Annotated in this window: 17 protein-coding genes; 8 read left to right on the forward strand and 9 right to left on the reverse strand. The window is 43.4% G+C overall.

From position 1 onward, the window contains the following. Window positions 1-38: 38 nt before the first annotated feature. The 3 genes from OO778_RS17065 to OO778_RS17075 form a co-directional block, all read right to left on the reverse strand. The gene (locus OO778_RS17065) at window positions 39-608 is read right to left on the reverse strand and encodes a YceI family protein (RefSeq protein WP_005395526.1); all 570 of its coding nucleotides are present in this window, start codon (window positions 606-608) and stop codon (window positions 39-41) included. Next, complete coding sequence (locus OO778_RS17070; protein WP_012842319.1) at window positions 605-1,144, reverse strand: cytochrome b; 540 nt, start codon at window positions 1,142-1,144, stop codon at window positions 605-607. The genes OO778_RS17065 and OO778_RS17070 overlap by 4 nt, the downstream gene beginning before the upstream one ends. 174 nt (window positions 1,145-1,318) lie before the next feature. Then, window positions 1,319-1,561 (reverse strand): DUF2164 domain-containing protein, encoded by a 243-nt coding sequence (locus OO778_RS17075; protein ID WP_005395529.1) that lies wholly within the window; start codon window positions 1,559-1,561, stop codon window positions 1,319-1,321. A gap of 186 nt (window positions 1,562-1,747) precedes the next feature. On the opposite strand from OO778_RS17075, the gene OO778_RS17080 reads away from it, so the two are divergent. Beyond that, window positions 1,748-2,380 (forward strand): hypothetical protein, encoded by a 633-nt coding sequence (locus tag OO778_RS17080; RefSeq protein ID WP_005395531.1) that lies wholly within the window; start codon window positions 1,748-1,750, stop codon window positions 2,378-2,380. A gap of 186 nt (window positions 2,381-2,566) precedes the next feature. After that, window positions 2,567-3,355, forward strand: coding sequence for an EAL domain-containing protein (locus tag OO778_RS17085; RefSeq protein ID WP_005395532.1), 789 nt, complete (start codon window positions 2,567-2,569; stop codon window positions 3,353-3,355). Window positions 3,356-3,382: 27 nt separating this feature from the next. On the opposite strand, the gene OO778_RS17090 is transcribed toward OO778_RS17085, so the two are convergent. Together OO778_RS17090 and OO778_RS17095 are read right to left on the reverse strand one after the other, a co-directional pair. After that, a complete protein-coding gene (locus OO778_RS17090) occupies window positions 3,383-4,642 on the reverse strand; it encodes a DEAD/DEAH box helicase (RefSeq protein WP_264912260.1) in 1,260 nt (419 codons plus the stop codon). 67 nt (window positions 4,643-4,709) lie between these two features. Further along, a complete protein-coding gene (locus OO778_RS17095) occupies window positions 4,710-5,312 on the reverse strand; it encodes an ACP phosphodiesterase (RefSeq protein WP_264912261.1) in 603 nt (200 codons plus the stop codon). A 569-nt stretch (window positions 5,313-5,881) separates the two neighbouring features. Here OO778_RS17095 and OO778_RS17100 point away from each other — a divergent pair. Beyond that, entirely contained in the window at window positions 5,882-7,312 is a 1,431-nt protein-coding gene (locus OO778_RS17100; RefSeq protein WP_264912262.1) for a methyl-accepting chemotaxis protein, read from the forward strand. 419 nt (window positions 7,313-7,731) lie between these two features. Here OO778_RS17100 and OO778_RS17105 read toward each other — a convergent pair whose 3' ends face one another. After that, the gene (locus tag OO778_RS17105; RefSeq protein WP_005397612.1) at window positions 7,732-8,400 is read right to left on the reverse strand and encodes an HAD-IA family hydrolase; all 669 of its coding nucleotides are present in this window, start codon (window positions 8,398-8,400) and stop codon (window positions 7,732-7,734) included. Between the two features lie 194 nt (window positions 8,401-8,594). Further along, window positions 8,595-9,104 carry a hypothetical protein gene (locus tag OO778_RS17110; RefSeq protein ID WP_006742250.1) on the reverse strand — a complete coding sequence of 170 codons (510 nt, stop codon included), beginning with the start codon at window positions 9,102-9,104 and terminating at the stop codon, window positions 8,595-8,597. 266 nt (window positions 9,105-9,370) lie between these two features. Between OO778_RS17110 and OO778_RS17115 the strand changes: the two genes are divergently transcribed. From OO778_RS17115 to glgC, 4 genes are all read left to right on the forward strand, one after another. Beyond that, entirely contained in the window at window positions 9,371-9,841 is a 471-nt protein-coding gene (locus OO778_RS17115) for a CreA family protein (protein WP_264912263.1), read from the forward strand. Between the two features lie 232 nt (window positions 9,842-10,073). Continuing rightward, window positions 10,074-11,378, forward strand: coding sequence for an inosine/guanosine kinase (locus OO778_RS17120; protein WP_124007867.1), 1,305 nt, complete (start codon window positions 10,074-10,076; stop codon window positions 11,376-11,378). A gap of 236 nt (window positions 11,379-11,614) precedes the next feature. Beyond that, entirely contained in the window at window positions 11,615-13,363 is a 1,749-nt protein-coding gene (locus OO778_RS17125) for a formate--tetrahydrofolate ligase (RefSeq protein ID WP_074190644.1), read from the forward strand. Between the two features lie 410 nt (window positions 13,364-13,773). Beyond that, window positions 13,774-14,991 carry a glucose-1-phosphate adenylyltransferase gene (gene glgC, locus OO778_RS17130; RefSeq protein WP_006742254.1) on the forward strand — a complete coding sequence of 406 codons (1,218 nt, stop codon included), beginning with the start codon at window positions 13,774-13,776 and terminating at the stop codon, window positions 14,989-14,991. A gap of 97 nt (window positions 14,992-15,088) precedes the next feature. Here glgC and OO778_RS17135 read toward each other — a convergent pair whose 3' ends face one another. Together OO778_RS17135 and OO778_RS17140 are read right to left on the reverse strand one after the other, a co-directional pair. Beyond that, entirely contained in the window at window positions 15,089-18,253 is a 3,165-nt protein-coding gene (locus OO778_RS17135) for a glycosyl hydrolase family 18 protein (RefSeq protein WP_258614544.1), read from the reverse strand. Between the two features lie 277 nt (window positions 18,254-18,530). Beyond that, window positions 18,531-19,412 carry an AraC family transcriptional regulator gene (locus tag OO778_RS17140; RefSeq protein WP_053808441.1) on the reverse strand — a complete coding sequence of 294 codons (882 nt, stop codon included), beginning with the start codon at window positions 19,410-19,412 and terminating at the stop codon, window positions 18,531-18,533. Window positions 19,413-19,618: 206 nt separating this feature from the next. Between OO778_RS17140 and OO778_RS17145 the strand changes: the two genes are divergently transcribed. Beyond that, entirely contained in the window at window positions 19,619-20,767 is a 1,149-nt protein-coding gene (locus OO778_RS17145; RefSeq protein WP_006742257.1) for an iron-containing alcohol dehydrogenase, read from the forward strand. Window positions 20,768-20,935: the final 168 nt, after the last annotated feature.

Consider the following 20,935-nt stretch of genomic DNA (forward strand, 5'->3'; position numbering starts at 1 on the left):
CGTTGAAGAGCGCTTTTACTGTATCTAAAAGAAGTTCGTTACTTCTTAACGCCTTCGATATGAAGTTCCATATCAACATAGCTTGAAGCACCCATTACTGGGATATCAAAGTCAGCAAGCTCGAGGCGAGTGTTACCAACGAAGCCAGCGCGCTCACCACCCCATGGGTCACTACCTGCGCCAACAAATTCAGCTTCGATAGTAATAGGCTTAGTAACACCGTGTAGCGTTAGATCACCAGTTACATCTAGCTTGCCATTGCCTTTATCAACCACTTTTGTGCTTTTAAAGGTCGCTTCGCTGTATTTACCAGCATCAATGAAGTCACCACTACGAATGTGCTTGTCACGTTCAGCGTGGTTGGAGTCTAAGCTAGTTGTATCAACAACAACATTCACTTTTGAATCAGCAATGTTGTTCTCATCAAAAGAAAAGTCACCAGAAAATGTATTGAAACGACCTTTGATGAAGCTGTAACCCAAGTGACTAACTTTAAAGTTAATTGAAGCGTGAGCACCTTTGGTATCGATGACATAATCTGCAGCTTGCGCACCAAATGGTAGTGCCATAGCGATAGCTAATCCTGTAGCGAAGAGTGACTTTTTCATTTTGAAGCTCCTAACATTTTTCTTAATGTGTTGTCTTTATCGATAAAGTGGTGTTTTAGCGCAGCAATAGCGTGCAAACCTGCTATCAGGATGACGGCCCAAGCTGCGTAGAAGTGAATTTCACCCGCTATGTCTGATTGTCCTGGGAATAACTCTCCCGCTCCTGGCACGGTAAACCAATTAAACACTTCGATACCGCGTCCATCAGACGTTGAAATGAGGTAACCTGAAACAAAGATGGTGACCAATAGTAGGTACATAACACCATGAGCTGCTTTAGCAGCAAGCACTTCGTAAGGTTTGCCTTCTACCTTTGGTGACGCCGTAACATGTTTCCATACAATGCGTGCCAAAGTTAAAATAGCGAGTAAAATACCGACAGAGCGATGGTAATGTGGCGCAGTTCGATACCATTCGCTGTAATAGCTAAGGTCGACCATCCACAAACCCACTGCAAATAGACCAATAATGCACAGCGCAGATAACCAGTGCATCACGCGTGCAGTAAGGTTGTAATTCTTTACCAGTGTATCCATCTCAAGTTCCTAGATATATTCCTAAGTTAATGTTGAGCAAGAAACACTACATTAACCTATTTACGTCATATGAAACAGATTATTTACCATCATTTACATCCAGCCAATGGCACCGTATCTATCAAGTTGTTCGAATTTTTTGAAGGAACTTTAAATCGTTTATAAAACTGAAACTTACAGTTTAACTTCTTGTTCTATCTCATACAGCTCTTCGGACACTTCTAACATTCTACGTTCAACCAGTGATTTTGCATCTTCCACCCCCTTGTTGTAATAAATTGGCCCTAGTTTTTCTGTAATGAAATCAATAAGAAATTCACTATCGAACTGGCCAATCTCAACATCTAGTTCGTCCTGCATATAATCTTGAATGGCGGTTGCCAGCGTTTCTTTTTGTGCACGTTCTAACTTTATCATCTTTGCCCTTTTTCAGAATTTCGTTCTATGTGTGCTTCTATCGTCTTGCTCTCTTAAAGAGTAGGCGCGATCATTTGTGAGAAATTTGGTGTTTAGATCAAGAAGTTGCCGAAGTAAATTAGTCTATTCTCAAAAGACTATGCTAACCTTTTGCAGTTCGTTTTGTTAATTATTAAGGGATATTCTTTGCTACTCGACCTAGTGATTCAAAGTGTTAATGATTTTCAAGACGACTGTCTTAAGTTGTGTGAAAAGCATTACCCTGCGGTACATAACCAAGGCATGAGTGAGCATCATCTTGGTCTCGCGTTTTCAAGAAGAATGGAACACACTTTCCGTCACTTCGGATACAACAGCGTGGTAAAACCAATTGAAGTTTTAAATACTCCGGACCTGCCTCATCACTACCGTATTTCATCTGAAATAGGCACGGTTTGGGTCCTGAGTCACCATATGGTCAGTGCGGGAAAATCTTGTCGAGAGAACTTACTCTCATCAATTACGGAATGGCAAAGCGAATACGGTTATGCGCTGCAACCGAATGATCTACTCTTTTTAGTTTGTGATCATTGGATCAGTCGCAGTAAAACGAGCCGAGAGTTGCTTCATTGGTGGATGGGTGAACTGCCCGATCAGATCAACGAATACACGGAGCAAGGCATCACGCTGTACACCAGCGAATCACAGCTCACGCAATCGTTAGACACTCGATTTGGCATCAGTCCTTGTTACATTAAGTTTGGTCATCCTTTACGTCGCTCGAACAAACAACAGTTGGTCAGAAAATACTTACAACTGTATGCAGTACTACAATGGTAACATCAAATTGCAATAGGAAGATTGTCAGTCATTTCATCAATTTGTTTGATATCACTCGACAAATCTAATCATCTCTTACCATCATTCTTGCTTGAGTTCATGAGCCCACTTAGATTCAGTGCCAATGAAATAAAAAGTTAGCGCGATAGCGCTGATGTAGAAGCATTGATTTAGGTTGTTGTAACAATGATGAGCACCTCGCAACTCCTTAGTTGCATCCGCAAACAAGCCGACGGGCAATACATTGCGAAATACGCAAAGCTCACTCTTCGAAGTGTCTTTCAACCTATATATAAAAAAGATATTTCTATCGTTGGCCTTGAGGCGCTAGTAAGAATTACCAATGCTAATGGCACCATGATCAGGCCAGATCAGTTTTTCCAATCAAAAACCATTGCCGCTCAAGACCTACTCAATGTCGAACGCTTAAGTCGCCTAATTCATATCAAAAACTTTGCCCAATCTCACTTTCACAATAAACAACTGTTTCTTAATGTATTACCAGAAGCAGCAAAAATACTAGCCAGAGACATCACGTACAATAGGCTGCTAAAACAAACCATTTATCAATCTCATTTAGTAAATGAACAAATCGTCATGGAGTTGCTTGAGTTGAACGTAGAAGACGAGTCCTCGTTGTCGCAAGCAGCTCGTGAATTAAGCCAAGGCGGGTTTAAATTGGCGATCGACGATTATGGCGTCAATGCCTCAACAATTGAACGAGTGAAAGGCGTTCGTCCAGACATAATAAAGATGGATCGCTCGTTAATGCTGAGATACGAAAATGGTGACTGGAAAGCTCTAGTCGATGCATTATCACTAGCAAGAACGTTGCGCTCTAAAACCGTTATTGAAGGAATTGAAACCGAGCATCAACTTAACTTAATGAAAAAACTCGGTTTCGATATGTATCAAGGATACCTACTCGCTATCCCGCAAACGTTAGACGTTTATGAAGAGGCAAAAACAGCCTGACTATGTAAGAACAAAAGTTTGTGCGGTTTAGCGAGAGTTACGTGATTTACCACGGCTCTTATGAATCGCTAATTTTGCTTTTAGCTTACGCTTCTCTGATGAACGGCTTCGACGGCGTCCACTACCATTTTTCTCAGGCTCGACTTCTTCTATAAGGCTTGGCTCGAAGCCTGCCAACCATTCTTGCGGTAGGCGTTGATCAAGCAAATTCTCGATAGCATGCAATAAATATTCTTCATCCCGACTCATTAGAGACACAGCTAACCCCGACTTTCCTGCACGGCCAGTACGGCCTATACGGTGGACATAATCTTCGGCTTTAAATGGCATATCAAAGTTCACCACTTGCTCTAACTCTTGAATATCCAGTCCTCGTGCTGCTACATCTGTCGCAATCAACGCACGCACCTTACCTTGTTTGAACTCATCCAACGCTCTTTGACGCGCACCCTGTGACTTATCCCCGTTAATTGAAACCGCTTTTATGCCATCTAACTTAAGCTCTTTTGCTAGCTCATCGCTACCTTGCTTAGTTTTTGTAAATACAAGCACTTGCTGCCAATTGCGCGAGCCAATCAAGTACGCCAATAATTCACGTTTACGCTTTTTGTCTACCGGATAAACCATCTGTTTTACCGTTTCAGCCGTCGTGTTTGCTGGTGACACTTCAACTTCAACCGGCGATTCCATGAGTTTGTACGCAATAGTCTTGATTCGCTTTTCAAATGTCGCAGAGAACAACAGGATCTGTTTTTCGGCGGGTAAACGTCGGAAGATGCGTTGCAAGTCAAGCCAGAATCCCATATCTAACATACGGTCGGCTTCGTCTAGAACGAGCATACTGGTTTTGGAGATGTTTACGTTGCCATTAAACAGATGATCCAAAAGGCGGCCTGGTGTTGCAATCAAAATATCAACGCCCTCTTCTAACTTCCTCTTTTGTACGCCAATGCTTGTACCACCATAAACACACACAATGCGAAGTTCGGTTTGTGCAGAGTACTGATTCAAATTATCAAATACCTGCTGCGCAAGCTCGCGTGTTGGAACCAAAACCAATGCTTGAGGCGTACCGTTGAGTTTCTTTTGCTGAACGGTTTGTATAATAGGTAAACCAAACGCAGCTGTTTTCCCCGTACCAGTTTGTGCAGCAGCAAGTAAGTTCTTTCCTTCAAGGACATGTGGAATAGACTTTTCTTGCACTGGTGTTGGTGTCACGATATTTAGATTGCTTAGCGTCTCGATTAGCTTTTGTTCAATGCCTAAGTCAGCAAAATTAACAGACATGTGTAACCTCATTATTTTTGGAGCGCAGAGTTTACCAGAGCCCCAATAGCCATACTACTTTTCTATCTCATTGGGCTGAATCAATAAGATGTTGGTGAAAATCATACGACTGGCGCAAAACGTCTCGATAGAGTGTCGAGAACTTCTCTTCCAATACTGTGTAATCACTCTCAATCACTTTAAATGTTGTAGTAAGGTCAGCCATTCTCGGGCTTCTTTGCGACATTCGATGTAATGCAAATTCGATATTATCCAGGTCTTGGTATGACTGAAGCCATCGACCGTGCCACATCCGGCTGTGGAGCACCAAAAAACGCGATGGCAAATGTTCATCAACGTCACGGTTTACTCGCTCGTATGCCGAGTCGACAAAGTGTTCGAGAGATACGGCATAAAAGTCGTTCCAGTGTTTTGCGAGACAATGGTCCCAGAACATATCGAGAGCGATAGGGGCAAAGCGCCGCGCAGTACCTTTGAAGTGAGGTTTGCATTCGTTAACAATTGGATGGTGATCGGTAATGCGGTCAACAAATCTATGTAATTTGATGCCGTTCGAGATATCACGTTCATACAGCTTGCTTGGATCTCCTTTTACGAAGTCTCCAAGCAAGTTTCCCAATAAATGGCTGTTACAGTGGTCTGCGATATGCAGGTGGGCTAGAAAGTTCATCCGACGCCAGTTTTGGCCTTTAAGGCTTGGTGTGACATGAACCTAGTATAACGTCAATTACGACGAGATGAGAGTGTTCCACTATTCGGCTTCGTTGTCTGAGCCAACGTATTCCGACAAGATAATGCCAATTTCAAGCGCATCTAGCAGCTCTAGGCTCTCATCGTTTTGGTATTGGTCGCTCATTGTGACCTCCTTTATTTTAAGCTCTCTTGCTTGTACTTGCTGACGGCTTGGCCTTGCCATATCCACGTCAACAACTCCTTTTTATAGTCTTTATATGACACATTCATGGCAGCGAGAAGTAAAGATTTAAAAACCTATGAGCAGAATCAAAAGTAAACGTTTGCAACCAGATTTAATATCTACTTTAGCACTTCAGAGAAATAGCTCTTTTATCAATATTTATGTCAATTTAAAGATATAACATACCGTTATAGGCGTCCTTAGATCTCATTTCTTAAACTAAATTTAGTTTTCGTTACATATTTTGCTGATTAACTTCGCATATTTTGTTTCGATATAGCAATAGATTTGGTCAATATCTTTTATCTCTAATGGAGCTTTAAATGAGAGAAGTTGAGTTTAGAACGATAGACAGGCTGTTTATCAAGATGTCTATCAACGACAAAATGTGGGTTATATTCCTGCTGTTTTTAGTAGCCCTCACTTCTGTGGCTGGAAGCCGCTACTTCAATGAAATACAACAATTTAAACAACAAGCGATTTCTGCTAGCGAAGCGAAACTTTCTGGTATTGTTGACGCTCAACCAGGTCATGTTCCACAAATTGACGGCGTATCGAAATCAAGTCGCGTAAGCGAGAGCTCTTTTGTTGATGGCTCTGTCACCGCTTATGCAAAGTTGCATTCTGGCGAAGTGATTAAGTTGACTCAAAACGTATCCGCGCAATACGAATCTGCAAAGTCGTCAGCCTTAACCTCTCTGTTACTCAGCTTTTTATGGGTTGTTCCTTTTGCCCTTTTCTCTTACTGGGTTGCGACCTTTATAGGAGGCGCCCTGTGGGTTTTATATACGACAACCGAAAAAATTGGTGAAGGTGATTTAACCTCTCGCCTTGGTTTTCATCCTGGCCGAGACGAGTTTGGCACCATTGGTTGCGCGTTAGATAAATCTATGGACACCTTAAGTGAACTGGTTAACAGTGTGAAAAATAATGCGGCTACATTGAGTGAGACATCTTCTGCATTCGAAAAAGATATGCAGTTGAGCGAAACGCAGATATCTCATCAATATCAAACACTCGATTCCGTCGCGACAGCAATGGAAGAAATGACAGCCTCTGCAAAAGAAGTATCCAGTATTTCCCAACAAGCGACGATGCAATCCGATCAAGATGCTCAAAAGATCGAGCTAAGCAGAAATCGCGTGCAAAATGTGATTGGAGAAATTGAGACGTTATCCAGCTATATTGAACAGGCTTCCACATCAGTAACCAATTTAAATGAAAACACGACGCAGATTAATGACGTTATCACAACGATCAATGCCATTTCAGAACAAACCAACCTATTGGCTCTGAATGCGGCAATTGAAGCGGCACGCGCCGGGGAGCAAGGTCGTGGATTTGCTGTAGTTGCTGATGAAGTGCGTACATTGGCAAGCCGAACTCAACAGGCAACAGTAGAAATTCAAGCCATGATTGAGAAACTACAAACCGAGAGCCAGAACATTGCTTCAATCACTGATCGAACCGTTCAACAAGCGCAAACCAGTAGCCAGCTTATTGATGAAATTGGTCATGATGTGACGTCCATTGCTGAATCCGCACGCTCATTGATGGACATGAGTATCCAAATTTCCACCTCAGCAGAAGAACAAAGCGCAGTCGCCAACGATATTGCATCTGAGCTTTCAGAAATTCGCAGCCAGTCGAGCACAATCAGAGAAGTTGCAGAGCAATCTACCGTAGGGGTAGCTAGTCTCACTCAGGCGTCAGTGTCTCTTGGTGAGGTATTACAACGCTACCGCACAGCATAACTTTGCAGCATTTATGATCCACAAGGGCTCCTCAGGAGCCCTTTTCTTTAAACCGTTATCGTCGATATTTTCTACTACACACAAGTGGATATTTGAAGTGAATCTCAAGTTCTCGCTGTGCCTGATGAAATAATGTTCATAAACAAAGCGTTCCGCTATGCTTAATCCTGCCAATTCCAATTTGCTGCTGGAAAACAATATGAATAATTACAAAGATACAAAAGACATCGAAAACCTAAGTTGCCCTCTCTGCCAGGGGGATGAATATCTCATTTCATCGGATGGAGAGAAATTCACATGCGCTGCTTGCGGATTTCATACAAAAAGCTTCTCATCCATCCAATGCCTACATCAAACCCCTTACCTACAGTCCAAACTTAAACATATCCATAGCTTAAGTACGGTGTGCCATTAAGAGATTAAACAGAGCAGCTAAATAGCTGCTCTTTTAATTCATCTAAATGTTGAATGCGAATTACGCGTTCATCATCAACACGATTGATTGCCTCACCATTAAATAGCTGTACGGTTTTAATGCCAGCGTTTAATCCCGCTTCTACGCCTTTAGGTGTGTCATCAATATAAAGACAGTCGCTCGGTAAAAAGCCCATGCTCATTGCACTGTACATAATTAAGTCAGGTTCAGGTTTCCAACTATTCGCATCGAATGCAGAGAACACTTTCCCTTGGAAAGCATCGAGCAATCCTGTTAACTCCAATGCGTATTCTATTTTATCTTTCGGCCCATTGGACGCGACACAATATTCGATATTATGCGAATCCAAAAACTGAATTAAACGCTTTGCGCCATCCATCGGCTGTAAGTGGCGAACAAAAAGAGACTGGACTTCTTCACGGTATTGCGGCTCTAAGACATCAATAGGGACTTTGATATCTTTCAGCTCTTTAGTATCTAAAAGGATGTCAGCGAGCTTTCCTCCTTTAAAATGAGAAACGCACTCTTCCATCGTTAATTCTGCGCCATGCAGGTTAAATACATTGACGAGAGCTTGGCAACACAATCGTTCACTATCGACCAACGTACCATCACAATCAAATATCACGCACTTAATATTGGTAATTGCCATAGCCATCTCCAGACATCTTAAAGGCTAATGCCCTAGCTGATTTTAAAAATGTTGGCTTAATCTTATTTAAGTTTGGGATTGTTGAAACGACGAGCTTGGCATTTCATGGAAATAGAGGGGAGCAATTACAGTTTTTCTAAGCAAGATCACCTATCGTCATCTTGCTTTGCTTTTTATGCATTTGAGTGCGCAAATTAGCTTTCAATAATCACCGAATCTAAAAGCTTGTGTTCGGTACTTAGTCTTTTAGCAAGATCCGCCACAAACGAACTCTTGTATTTTGATTCAGAAACCGCGACATCAGAGATAAGCGTGTTTCCTTCAAGGTGGCTAATAATAGCGGCACCAATTGGAGCTCCAGATTTAAAACCAACATATAATTCAAAATCTGGCGTTAGAATTATCTGAGTAAGATATTCCACAATCATATCTTTATCGTACTGTTGATCCCAACGCTGAGACTGCAGGACAGAAAACATGATAGTAAGTCGGTGAAAATCGACCAGAAAAATATCGTCAGAGCTAAATTCAGAATTACTCTCAAGTAGCGTGTCTTTGTCGACCACTTGATAGGTTGCTTGTTCTAGTGCTTTGAAATAGACATCACGCCCTTTCAGACTCTCTGGTGTTGGAAATTCAACTTCAACCAGATCATACAGCCATGTATTTTTACGCTCGATACTGGCTAACTGTTGTTCATTCATTTTGATACCTTAGTTGCAAAACGAAATGTGCAAAGTGTTTCATTTTCACATAGAGTGAAGCTTAGACAGAGCGACAAGCGATATAAAGTCAAACATATTGGGAGAAAGTATGGTCACTCTAACTCATCATTTCGTTTAGAGCAGTACATTAGCATGAAGCCTACAACAAACCTAGCGTACGTAGACCTTTCCTTGGCTAAATTTTGTTTTAGTTGCAAACCTCTGATAGATTTCATCAATATCTTTCCTAGTTAAGGACAAAAATAATGAAAAAGATGCTGTTAAGTGCATTGCTTGCTACTGCGCTGGTTGGTTGTTCAGATAACGATGTTGCTGATGTAGGACTCGGTTGGTTTACTTTGAAAGACATCAAAGTAGGTGAATTAAAAGACGAGGTTGTCACGGGGGTAACGTGTCATATAGCTTCTATCGAAGCCGATTTTAGCTTAGCGGATCCAAGTGACAGCTCAATATCATGTCGTCAGACAGGCGAAATCACGCCGGAAATGATTGCAAAAATAGATAAAAGTAAGTCTGGCGAAATTGTATTTAAGAAGTCAAAAAGTATTTTCTTCAAAACAATGAAGGTTCGCCGAATTTATGATGCAGACAACCAAACCTTACTCTACCTGTCTTACACAACAAAAGAGACAGACGGTAGCTTTAAGCACAGCCTATCGACGGTTCCACTTTGGGGCACCAAGGCTTACGTTGAGCCAACTGAAGTGAAAAAGTAACGCAGCTAATTTTGGGTAGCTCCAAGCTCGTTGTTAAAGAGAATAACCGATCAACAATCTGAAAAGCGACCAATTGCAGTACTATAAGCATCAGTAATTTAGGCTATCTTGGTCGCAATTTCTCCAGCTCGCTGATTTTTTCAGCGGGCAAACTTCTTTGTAATAAAACGCCACGATTTTCATTTTTTTGTGATACAATCCCGCCTCTTTTTTTTCTCACTCAAGAACAAGCATGAAGTTTCCTGGTCAGCGTAAATCTAAACACTACTTCCCAACTCACGCTCGAGATCCATTAGTAAACCAAATCCGACAAGCGCCTAAGCTATATCGCCCAACTATTGTTGGTGTCGGTCAAACCATCGTAGATATCGAAGCGCGTGTAGATGATGCGTTTTTAGAAAAATACAACCTAAGTAAAGGACATTCACTCGTTCTTGAAGAAAGCAAAGCAGATGCACTTTACGAAGAACTGGTTGAGCAAGGCCTGATCACACACCAATACCCAGGTGACACGATTGGCAACACGCTCCACAATTACTCAGTATTGGCGGATAGCAAATCCGTTTTGCTCGGTGTGATGTCCAAGAACATTCAAGTTGGTTCTTTTGCTTACCGTTACCTTTGCCGCACGTCTTCACGCATGAACCTCAACCACCTACAAACGGTAGATGGTCCTATTGGTCGTTGTTATACCCTGATTTCTCAAGATGGCGAACGCACATTTGCTATCAATGAAGGTCACATGAACCAACTACTTCCGGAAAGCATTCCTGAAGAGATCTTTGAGAAAGCATCAGCTCTGGTTGTTTCTTCTTACCTAATGCGCGGTAAAGAAGAGGATCCAATGCCGAAAGCGGTACAAAAAGCGATCGACTTTGCCAAGAAGCACGATGTCCCTGTTGTACTGACTTTAGGCACAAAGTACGTTATCGAAGGTAACGCGCAATGGTGGCAAGAGTACATTCGCGAGAACATATCTGTTGTTGCAATGAATGAAGAAGAAGGCGCCGCATTAACAGGCGAGACAGAACCGCTTGCGGCTGCTGATAAAGCACTTGAGTGGGTCGATCTTGTTCTATGTACTGCTGGGCCAAATGGCCTATACATGGCAGGTTACACTGACGAAAAAGTAAAACGAGAAACCACACACGACATTCTTGAAGGCTCAATTGAAGCCTTTAACCAATACGAATTTAGTCGTGCGATGCGTAAAGGAGATTGTGAGAAGCCAATGAGGGTATACTCTTACATTGGTCCTTACCTAGGTGGTCCACTAGAGATTAAGAACACCAACGGCGCAGGCGATGCGGCGCTTTCTGCTTTACTGCATGATATGGCTGCAAACTCTTTCCATCAAAAAGAAGTGCCTAACTCAGAAAAGCACGAAGTACGCTGTTTGACTTACTCATCACTTTCTCAGATCTGTAAATATGCAAACCGAGTAAGCTATGAAGTGTTGACGCAACACTCTCCTCGCCTATCGCGAGCACTTCCTGAACGAGAAGATAGCTTAGAAGAAACTTACTGGGATCGTTAAGATCACAGCTTTAAAGTTAAAAATACATCAAGGTCACCATTTGGTGGCCTTTTTGTTTTGATCTGGCGCAGTAATTAGTAGATTTTGTTAGTATGTAGCACAGTATAGAGCAGTAAACTCTTTACATACCGAATCGAAACCGTACCATCACCGAGCAAACGTTTGCCCAACAATAATACTTGCTCCAACTCAGATTGTTTTTCAACACTACCTGCGAGTCACTTTAGGGATTATCCATGCAGTCAGATATTGAAATTTGCCGAAACACACCACTTTCTTCTATTGATGTTATTGCGGAAAAAGTAGGGTTACTACCCGAAGAATATGACACTCACGGGAAGCACAAAGCCAAAGTCCATCCAAAATGTTTGGAGCGGCTCAAAGAGAATGATAACGGTAAGCTTGTGCTTGTTACTGCGATCACTCCTACCCCACTTGGCGAAGGAAAAACCGTTACAACTGTCGGACTGGCACAAGGTTTAGCTAAGCTTAGACAATCCGTTATCGCATGTATTAGACAACCTTCTATGGGGCCTGTATTCGGTATTAAAGGCGGTGCTGCTGGCGGTGGTTATTCCCAAGTTGCTCCAATGGAAGAACTGAACTTACACCTTACTGGTGATATCCATGCGGTGACGGCAGCGCATAATCTAGCTTCAGCCGCTCTTGATGCTCGCTTGTATCATGAACAGCGTGAAGGCTATGATGCCTTTGAAGCACGTACTGGATTAAAGGCACTTAGAATCGATACGGCAAGCATTACTTGGAAACGAGTAATGGACCATAATGATCGTGCACTACGTAACGTCAAAATTGGGTTAAATGAGCCAGGAAAAATCATCAATGGATACGAACGCGACGAAGGGTTCGATATTTCTGCCGCGTCTGAGTTAATGGCTATCATTGCACTGGCTAAAGATTTGAAAGATTTACGTCAGCGTATCGGGAAAATTGTCGTAGCGTACGATTTGAACGGAAACCCCGTAACCACGGAGGATCTGCAAGTTGCAGGAGCAATGGCAGTGACATTAAAAGAGGCCATTGCACCGACACTGATGCAAACTCTGGAAGGTGTTCCTACGTTGATTCACGCAGGCCCGTTTGCGAACATCGCCCATGGAAATTCATCCATTATTGCCGACGACATCGCGCTAAAGCTATCAAGTTACACCGTAACAGAGGCGGGGTTTGGTTCGGACATGGGATTTGAGAAAGCGTGTAACATTAAAGCTGCCGCCGCCAGCAAGGTGCCAGATTGTGTAGTGATAGTAGCGACATTACGCGGCCTCAAAGCAAATTCTGGACACTACGATTTACGACCAGGTATGGCCATTCCAGATTCCATTTTTAATCCAGACCAAGCAGCATTGGAAGCGGGATTTGAAAACTTAAAATGGCACATTAATAACGTCCATAAATATGGCATTCCAGCTGTTGTCGCTATTAACCAGTTTCCGCAAGATTGTGAGAAAGAGCTTAAAATACTTGAAGAGCTGGTTCAGAAATTTAATCCGGAAGTTAAAGTCGCTATCAGCACCGCTTTTGCGCAAGGCGGGCAAGGCACTACTCAGTTAGCTCAACATGTTATTGACGCTTGTACCCAGCCTACAGAGTTTCGTCCTTTATACAGTAAAGAACAATCGTTACACGAAAAACTTATGGCTGTGTGTGAAGCTGGCTATGGTGCCGCCAATATAGAAATGAGTTCTCTTGCTACTGAACAGCTCAACCATTTTGAAAATCTAGGTTTTAACAACTTAGCGGTTTGCATAGCGAAAACTCCACTATCGATAACAACAGATTCCGCTGTCAAAGGTGCGCCGACAGGTTTTACCGTCCCTATCCGCGAGTTACGTCTGTGTGCTGGCGCTGGGTTTGTGTATGCGTTATCAGGCACGGTGATGACGATGCCAGGTTTGCCTGATAAACCTGCATTTATGAATTTAGACCTTGATGATGAAGGAAATATCGTCGGTCTCTCTTAGTGTAACGTCAACGTATAGTTGACTATAAAGGAAGCACGTTTAAAGAGTGAGTGGTTTACTTCTATATCCACTCACTTTGAACAGACGAAGAGGCGTGCTTGATTATCTTTATCTTACTGTTTTATCGTCACTTTACATTGTAAATCCATACTTATTTTCTCCCCTTCCCTATAATTTTGCGCCAATTTGATGCACGGCCTACTTAGCACTTCACCAATGTGGTGCAATTGCCTTGCGATGAACTTTTAACTCCTTTGATTTTTAAAGAGATATTCTATGGCTCGAATCTTGTACTAAAGTTTGCAGTAGTAAACACATCAGCACATGCACTTTCAAAACCTCTGCGCTGTACACCACTTCCTCCTGGTTAGCACCGTTTTGATGCATGCAAAAAAGGGAAAGGGAACAATATGGAAGACGCACTCGCCGTAATTTTAGCAGGAGGGATGGGGTCTAGACTCAGCCCACTCACCGATGATAGAACCAAGCCAGCAGTACCTTTTGGCGGAAAGTATAGAATTATAGATTTCACACTAACCAACTGTTTACACTCAGGTTTACGTAAAATCCTTGTTTTGACCCAATACAAATCTCATTCACTTCAAAAACACTTGCGAGATGGTTGGTCGATATTCAATCCAGAGCTTGGCGAGTACATTACTGCGGTTCCACCTCAAATGCGCAAAGGTGGTGCATGGTATGAAGGAACCGCTGATGCGATTTATCACAACATGTGGTTACTATCGCGCAATGACGCGAAGTATGTGGTTGTGTTATCCGGCGATCATATCTATCGAATGGACTACGCCGCAATGCTTGAAGAGCATAAAGAGAAAGGTGCTAAGCTCACCGTTGCCTGTATGGATGTTCCCGTAGAGGATGCTTCAGCATTCGGCGTAATGGGCACCGCAGAAAACGGTCTAGTTACTTCATTTATAGAAAAACCAGAATGCCCACCTACCCTTCCAGGAAGCAAAACCAGAAGCCTCGTTTCCATGGGGATCTATATCTTTGATATGGATGTTTTAAAAGAAGCACTCGAAGACGACTCAAAACTCGATTCATCAAGTCATGACTTCGGAAAAGACATTATACCTAAGCTGATTGATACGGAATCCGTTTATGCTTATCAATTTTGTGGCAGTAAAGGGCGCGTTGATAAGGATTGCTACTGGCGCGACGTGGGTACCATTGATTCCTTTTATGAAGCGAATATGGATCTGCTAGAGCCAGTACCACCAATGAACCTATATCAATCCAATTGGGCGATTCGTACTTACGAGCCGCAGTTTCCACCAGCTCGTACCGTATCGTCAGCCACGGGTAATGAAGGTATTTTTATTAACTCCATCATTGCTACCGGTGTCATCAATTCTGGAGGCTCAGTACAGCATTCCATTATTTCCTCTAACGTACGCATTCAAGACAGTGCAACGGTTGTCGATTCCATCATTTTTGATGACGTAGAGGTCGGTGAAGGAAGTCAGTTGGTCAACTGTATTGTGGATAAACATGTTCGTATTCCGCCACATACTCAAATTGGCATAAACAAACTAGAAGATGCGAAGCGATTTAAAATCTCAGACAAAGGTATTGTCGTCATACCCGAAAGTTATCAATTCGATTAAACGACAAACCATCGCAACAAAAAAGCGCACGATCATCATCATGCGCTTTTGTTTAAATGCCTATTAACGTTAGGCTATAACAGTTAATCAAAAACGATTAGATGTTACATACCGTTGACCAGCTACCATCTGTGCCCGGCTCAGCCGCTGTCCACCAGTTCGCTTGGTAAACCACACCGTTGTGGATGATCTTATCGCCTTGGTTAGCGTGGCTTGGGTTACCAGCCCAATCCGTTTGTGGTAGAGCTGGGTATGTCACTAAACCTGTCGTATCACACGTACCTGGTTCAGTAGTACCACCATCACCCGAGCCTGCATTTAGGTCACCAATTGGCAGTTCTGGCTGTTCAAACTTGAACGCAAACTCTTTACCACCAGAAATCACTGAGTAGTTAGCCGGACCAGAGATTGGTAGGTAGTAAACCATATCAAGCTCGTAAGTACCGCCCGCTGGTAAATCTTTCCAAGCAGGTAGAGAGAACGATACGCGGTGCATTACGCCATCTAAGCCACCGATGTTGTTTGCTCGAGTATGTCCAGAAGCAATGACTTTCAAACCGCCACCAGATTGATCTTTCGCGTTATCAGGAGCTGATACTGGGATATCAAACTGGAATTCAGTACCACCAGGGATCGCTTGACCAGTGTTGTTCGTAAACGTGATCTTCGGATTAATTGGGTAGTTTTGGTCGCCAACCTTAAAGCCGCCAACGCTGACTGTAATGTCTACCGCTTCTGTTGGTGTTGGACCCGTCGCAACTTTATTGCCGTAAGGTGTTGCAGACTTAAACTTGTCGTAGATAGCTTTGGTCATAGTGTTACCCATGTGGTACTCACCATTACCAGCTGCACAAGCTTGTTCAGTTGCATCTACTGCCGTACGATTACCATTTGCATCCAGTACGTAACAGTTGTAGTCACCTGCCAGTTCCCAGAACATAATACCGCCGATTTCTTTATCGATAACGTAATCAGCTTTCACTTCGATAGAAGCTTTATCTTCCGTAGATAGGAACACGCTCTTCTCTGCGTTCCACAACCAAGGCGCTACAGCAACGCTATCGTAATGACGAGTATATGTACCAACAAACTTATCCGAAGGATCGTTAACTGGATCAAGACCGTACGCGGCTGCGTAAGAGCCCCAAATACCATTTTCTAGGTTCTTCGCATGCCACATTGGGTTAGAACCAGCGCCCATTTCGTTGCCTTTAGGGTCGGTATCGTGCCACATGTTGTCGATACCAATAGCGCCGTGACCACAGTTGTTCTTCTCCCCTTCACCGGTACCTGGTTGACACTCAGCTTGGTTCGGCAGTGCTGCTCGGCCCCATAGGCCATTTTCACCACCAGTAACACCTTGCCAACCACGGGTGTAGTAAGGAACACCAATGTTGATACGACCTGCAGGCATAGAACCACGGAAGTAATGGTAAGCCCAGTCTGTGTTCAAGTAACCGATACCACCGTATGCAGCAGTGCCGTATACGTTCCACTGCGCTAGCTCCGAGTCTTTACCTGTATCGAATAATGCTGCGTTGTGACCAACGTGATCATTCCAAGCCCCATGCAAGTCGTAAGACATGATGTTTACGTAGTCTAGGTACTTAGTTACATCGAAGGTTTCCATACCACGCAGTAGGTAACCTGAAGATGGTGCTGCGATAGTCAGCATATAATGAATGCCATCTTGCGCGGATGCCGCATCAAGTTTCTCACGCAATACTTTCATCAGCTCTTGGTAAGACGCCCATAGATACTGACGACGTGGTTCCATGAAGTCTTTGTCGTAAGGGTTACCAGCACCAGCCATTGATGTTGGGTATTCATAGTCAATATCCAGACCGTCGAACTTGTACTGACGCATCATTTCAACGGCTGAAGTTGCGAACTTCTCGATGCCAGCATGGTTAATAGAACCGTCTGCATTCGTAGTCATGGTGTAGAAACCACCGTCAGCCACACGATCGCCATTCGTATCGAAGTGACCGCCCGTTTCAGCCCAACCACCGATAGAGATTAGCGTTTTAACATCATGTTTTTGCTTGTAAGTCGCTAGCGCACCAAAGTGACCTTTAAAGCCAAGAGCAGGATCTACCTCAACGCCAGGCCAAGTTTTACCCGTAGCAGGGTTGTTAGGGTCATTAACGTCACCAACGTTTACTTTACCATCAGAACCAATGCTCACAAACGCGTAGTTAATGTGAGTAAGTTGCTCCCAAGGAATATCTTTAACAAGGTAAGTCGATTGAGGGTCCTCACCTGCGCGCCAACTAGTAAAGTAACCAATCACACGACGTGGGTGATCGGCGCCCATTTTCTCGCGACCTTCTTCGTCATAAATAGAACAGTAAGGAACGTCTACACCCGTTGTTTGATACAAGCCATCAGGGCGACAGTTAGATGTCACCGCACCACCGTTTACCGTTAACGTCGCAAGTGCAGAATCTGCAGTTGCTCCGGCATCATCGGTTGCTCTCGCATAAACACTTAGCGAACCAGCTTGTGAAGGCGTTACATCAAGCGTGTATGGTGCAGTTGTTGCGGTGCCAGCAAGGACACCCGCCACATAGAAATCAACTTTAGCAACGGTGCCATCCGCATCTGCGGCATTCGCAGTCAGTGTGACGGAGCCACCCAAGTCAATAGAAGTCGCAGAAAGTGCAACATCCACTGTCGGCGCTTCGTTACCAGATTGTGCTGGTGCCACAGTTAACGTCACAGCGCTTGCTGTGCTTACTGCACCTGTATCGTCATACGCCTTAGTAGAGAATTCGTGCTGGCCTTCAGTCGCTGTCCATGACGCAGCATAAGGCGCAGACGTTGCCTGACCAACTAATACGCCATCAACAAAGAATTCTACTTTGCTAACAGTACCATCGGTATCAGCTGCATCTGCAGCTAGGTTAACAACATCCCCTGCAGTCACAGAAGCCGACGCAGAAGGCGATGTTAGAGTAACAGTCGGAACTTCATTCTGAGGTGGATCAATCGGTCCAGTGCCATCACATGCGCCAAGTGTTTCCCACTCGCCCCACTCACCAGATTGCGCTGGGTTACTGTTTTGCGTCCAGTAGCGTGCTTTGTAAGCATTACCTTCATGTTGAACTTGGTCACCACCGTTATAAACTTTTGATGATTGCCAAGTTTCTAGAGGGGCACAGTCAACCGCTGCGTAGCTATTGAAGGCCATAAGACAAGAAGCGGTGAGAGTGCTTAGTGTGAACACGCTTTTCACTGCGTTGCCGTTTTTAAGGTGCATAATCGCTCTTCCTTAAGTTATTGTTAAAACAATACTAAATGCGCTAAACAAAGCGCACTTATACTTTTATTTCGACGTAAAATAACTTAAGTACAAGTTGGTGATTTCACACTATCTATTTACGAGTTTTCCACACCGCCTCGCAACAATCCACTAAATGCTTGCAACAACGTACCTATTATTTGGCACCAGTAACTAATTTTATAAATCAAATAAATATGTCACTCGCAAATTAATAAAAAAGGCAAAAAAAGTCGTTATTTTGAAATAAAGATCACTAAGCCTTTGTTGACCTTGGCGTTTCATTAAAATGGCGCTTGTACTCACGACTAAACTGTGATGGGCTTGTGTACCCAACCAGTCTCGCGGCATCGTTGACTCGTCTCCCCTCCAGTTGGATCAACTCGCGCGCTTTATTAAGTCGAACTTTCTTAATGTATTGCAACGGAGATTCAAGCGTGACATTGCGAAAAGCTTGATGGAAAGCAGACACACTCATATTGGCTTCTTCTGCCAATGTTTGTACGCTCAACTGTTCATGGTACGCTTGATGAACACGATTCAGTGCTTTGGCCACTCTAGCGTAAGAGCCTTCTTGGTGTGCTAAGTCAAATAAAACATACCCTTCTTTGCTTACCAAAGTGCGATAAACAATTTCCTCAAGAAGTAGATCACCGAGCATGACAACATCTAGCTCATTACACAACGCGCTCATTAGTCGCTTGCATGCATCCAGCATACCTTCGCTCATGCGTACCGATTTAAGGCCGCAACGGGTAGCGTCCAGACACTTATTACTGAATTTCTCAGCCTCAAGTTTTTTAACGAGCTTATGAAGAAGCGTTGGCGAAATATCTATCGAGATGCCAAGTAAAGGCTCATTGTTTGTCGCAAACGCTTCGCACTCCAGGGGCATGGGAACTCCTACGACAAGGTAATCATCGGGCCCATATTGGACAGGTGTATCACCGATATGAATGTTCTTATGTCCTTGCCCTAAAACAATAATTCCAGACTGATAGACAAACGGCTGGCGATGATTTCCTTTGCTACTGCGATAAAACCATACGCCATCTATTGCGGTTTTCTTCATACCTTCTAAGTCATGCAGTCCCTGCTTTTCAACATATTGCTGCATGATATCTGCGAGAGTGTGCATTCGAGCGCTCCATCAATGACCAACGAGTTTGGTCTCTATTATCATTTCGTGCACTATACTTCCTCTCGACTTTAACTTTCTAGCTCAAGAGCATCAATTTTGTAGAAATAGGCAGATTATTTGCAGAAATCGACCTATTAACGAACGTTAATCAGGACTAATATGCACGTATTCAATCTCCTTTACTGGAAGCAAGAGGGCTAATAATGAACTTTTCTTATGTAAACCCAACCAAGATTTTCTTTGGTCAAAAACAAATCGCTGCAATCAAAGAAGCTATCCCATCCGACCAAAAAGTTTTAGTGGTATACGGCGGTGGCTCAATTAAAAAAAATGGCGTGTACGACCAAGTCTCAGAAGCACTAGAGGGACATGAATGGCTAGAGTTTTCTGGTGTTGAACCCAACCCAACCAAAGAAACGCTCGATAAAGCGGTCGCAATGGTAAAAGAACATGGTGTTGACTTTATTCTTGCTGTAGGTGGTGGTTCAGTCATTGATGGCTCTAAATACGTAGCAGCAGCATCTAAGTATGATGGTGATGGTTGGGATATCATGATTGGTAAACACCAAGTCACTGAAGCGACGCCTCTAGCTGCAATTTTGACACTGCCAGCAACAGGCTCAGAGTCAAACATGGGCGCAGTTATCACTAAAAAAGAAACTCAAGACAAACTTCCGTTCATGTCTCCAGCAGTACAGCCTAAATTTGCGGTGTTAGACCCGGATGTAATGAAAACATTGCCAGAACGCCAGTTGATCAACGGCATTGTTGACGCATGGGTGCACGTATGTGAGCAATACTTGACGCTTCCTACCGGCGCAATGGTTCAAGATGGCTATGCAGAAACACTGCTGAAAACCTTAAAAACACTCGGAGAACAGTTTGCCGAGCGAGACGACGATATGTGGCGCGCAAACTTAATGTGGTCTGCTAACCAAGCATTGAACGGGTTAATTGGTAGTGGCGTTCCACAAGACTGGGCGACACATATGATCGGCCATGAATTAACGGCTCTATGGGGCGTCGATCATGCACGTTCTCTTGCAATCGTCCAACCATCGCTACTTCGCAACCAAATGCAATTTAAACGTCCTAAGCTAGAGCAAATGGGTCGCAACGTATTTGGACTTGAAGCTGGAGACGATCTTGCTGAACGTACCATCGAAGCGATCGAAGCGTTTTATCATCAACTTGATGTCGCAACTAAGCTAGAAAACTATGGTGAAAGTCGTGAACAAGCGATCGATGCCATCATCGAACAACTCAACAAACACGGAATGACCGTTCTCGGTGAAAACCAAGCGATTACTCTTGAACGTAGTCGTGAAATTTTAGAACTCGCTGTTGCCTAACAGCAAAAACAGTTCACTGCCCTTTCTAGGGTTTAACGGTATTGTGACTTAACGGTCACAATACCGTTTTTTTATGCTATTTTGTAAGCTTCATCACGTTCAAGTTCGGGAACTCCTCAAAATAACCATTAATCCCTACAAACTCATTGATCGTGTAGGTCAGTAAAG

This window comes from Vibrio sp. STUT-A16 (assembly GCF_026000495.1).
Taxonomy (GTDB): Bacteria; Pseudomonadota; Gammaproteobacteria; order Enterobacterales; family Vibrionaceae; genus Vibrio; species Vibrio diabolicus.

Excerpts from the sequence above, each read along its gene's own strand:
- OO778_RS17065 (WP_005395526.1), bottom strand. The coding sequence starts at position 608 with ATGAAAAAGTCACTCTTCGCTACAGGATTAGCTATCGCTATGGCACTA.
- OO778_RS17070 (WP_012842319.1), bottom strand. The coding sequence starts at position 1,144 with ATGGATACACTGGTAAAGAATTACAACCTTACTGCACGCGTGATGCAC.
- OO778_RS17075 (WP_005395529.1), bottom strand. The coding sequence starts at position 1,561 with ATGATAAAGTTAGAACGTGCACAAAAAGAAACGCTGGCAACCGCCATT.
- OO778_RS17085 (WP_005395532.1), top strand. The coding sequence starts at position 2,567 with ATGATGAGCACCTCGCAACTCCTTAGTTGCATCCGCAAACAAGCCGAC.
- OO778_RS17090 (WP_264912260.1), bottom strand. The coding sequence starts at position 4,642 with ATGTCTGTTAATTTTGCTGACTTAGGCATTGAACAAAAGCTAATCGAG.
- OO778_RS17095 (WP_264912261.1), bottom strand. The coding sequence starts at position 5,312 with ATGAACTTTCTAGCCCACCTGCATATCGCAGACCACTGTAACAGCCAT.
- OO778_RS17100 (WP_264912262.1), top strand. The coding sequence starts at position 5,882 with ATGAGAGAAGTTGAGTTTAGAACGATAGACAGGCTGTTTATCAAGATG.
- OO778_RS17105 (WP_005397612.1), bottom strand. The coding sequence starts at position 8,400 with ATGGCAATTACCAATATTAAGTGCGTGATATTTGATTGTGATGGTACG.
- OO778_RS17110 (WP_006742250.1), bottom strand. The coding sequence starts at position 9,104 with ATGAATGAACAACAGTTAGCCAGTATCGAGCGTAAAAATACATGGCTG.
- OO778_RS17115 (WP_264912263.1), top strand. The coding sequence starts at position 9,371 with ATGAAAAAGATGCTGTTAAGTGCATTGCTTGCTACTGCGCTGGTTGGT.
- OO778_RS17120 (WP_124007867.1), top strand. The coding sequence starts at position 10,074 with ATGAAGTTTCCTGGTCAGCGTAAATCTAAACACTACTTCCCAACTCAC.
- OO778_RS17125 (WP_074190644.1), top strand. The coding sequence starts at position 11,615 with ATGCAGTCAGATATTGAAATTTGCCGAAACACACCACTTTCTTCTATT.
- glgC (WP_006742254.1), top strand. The coding sequence starts at position 13,774 with ATGGAAGACGCACTCGCCGTAATTTTAGCAGGAGGGATGGGGTCTAGA.
- OO778_RS17135 (WP_258614544.1), bottom strand. The coding sequence starts at position 18,253 with ATGCACCTTAAAAACGGCAACGCAGTGAAAAGCGTGTTCACACTAAGC.
- OO778_RS17140 (WP_053808441.1), bottom strand. The coding sequence starts at position 19,412 with ATGCACACTCTCGCAGATATCATGCAGCAATATGTTGAAAAGCAGGGA.
- OO778_RS17145 (WP_006742257.1), top strand. The coding sequence starts at position 19,619 with ATGAACTTTTCTTATGTAAACCCAACCAAGATTTTCTTTGGTCAAAAA.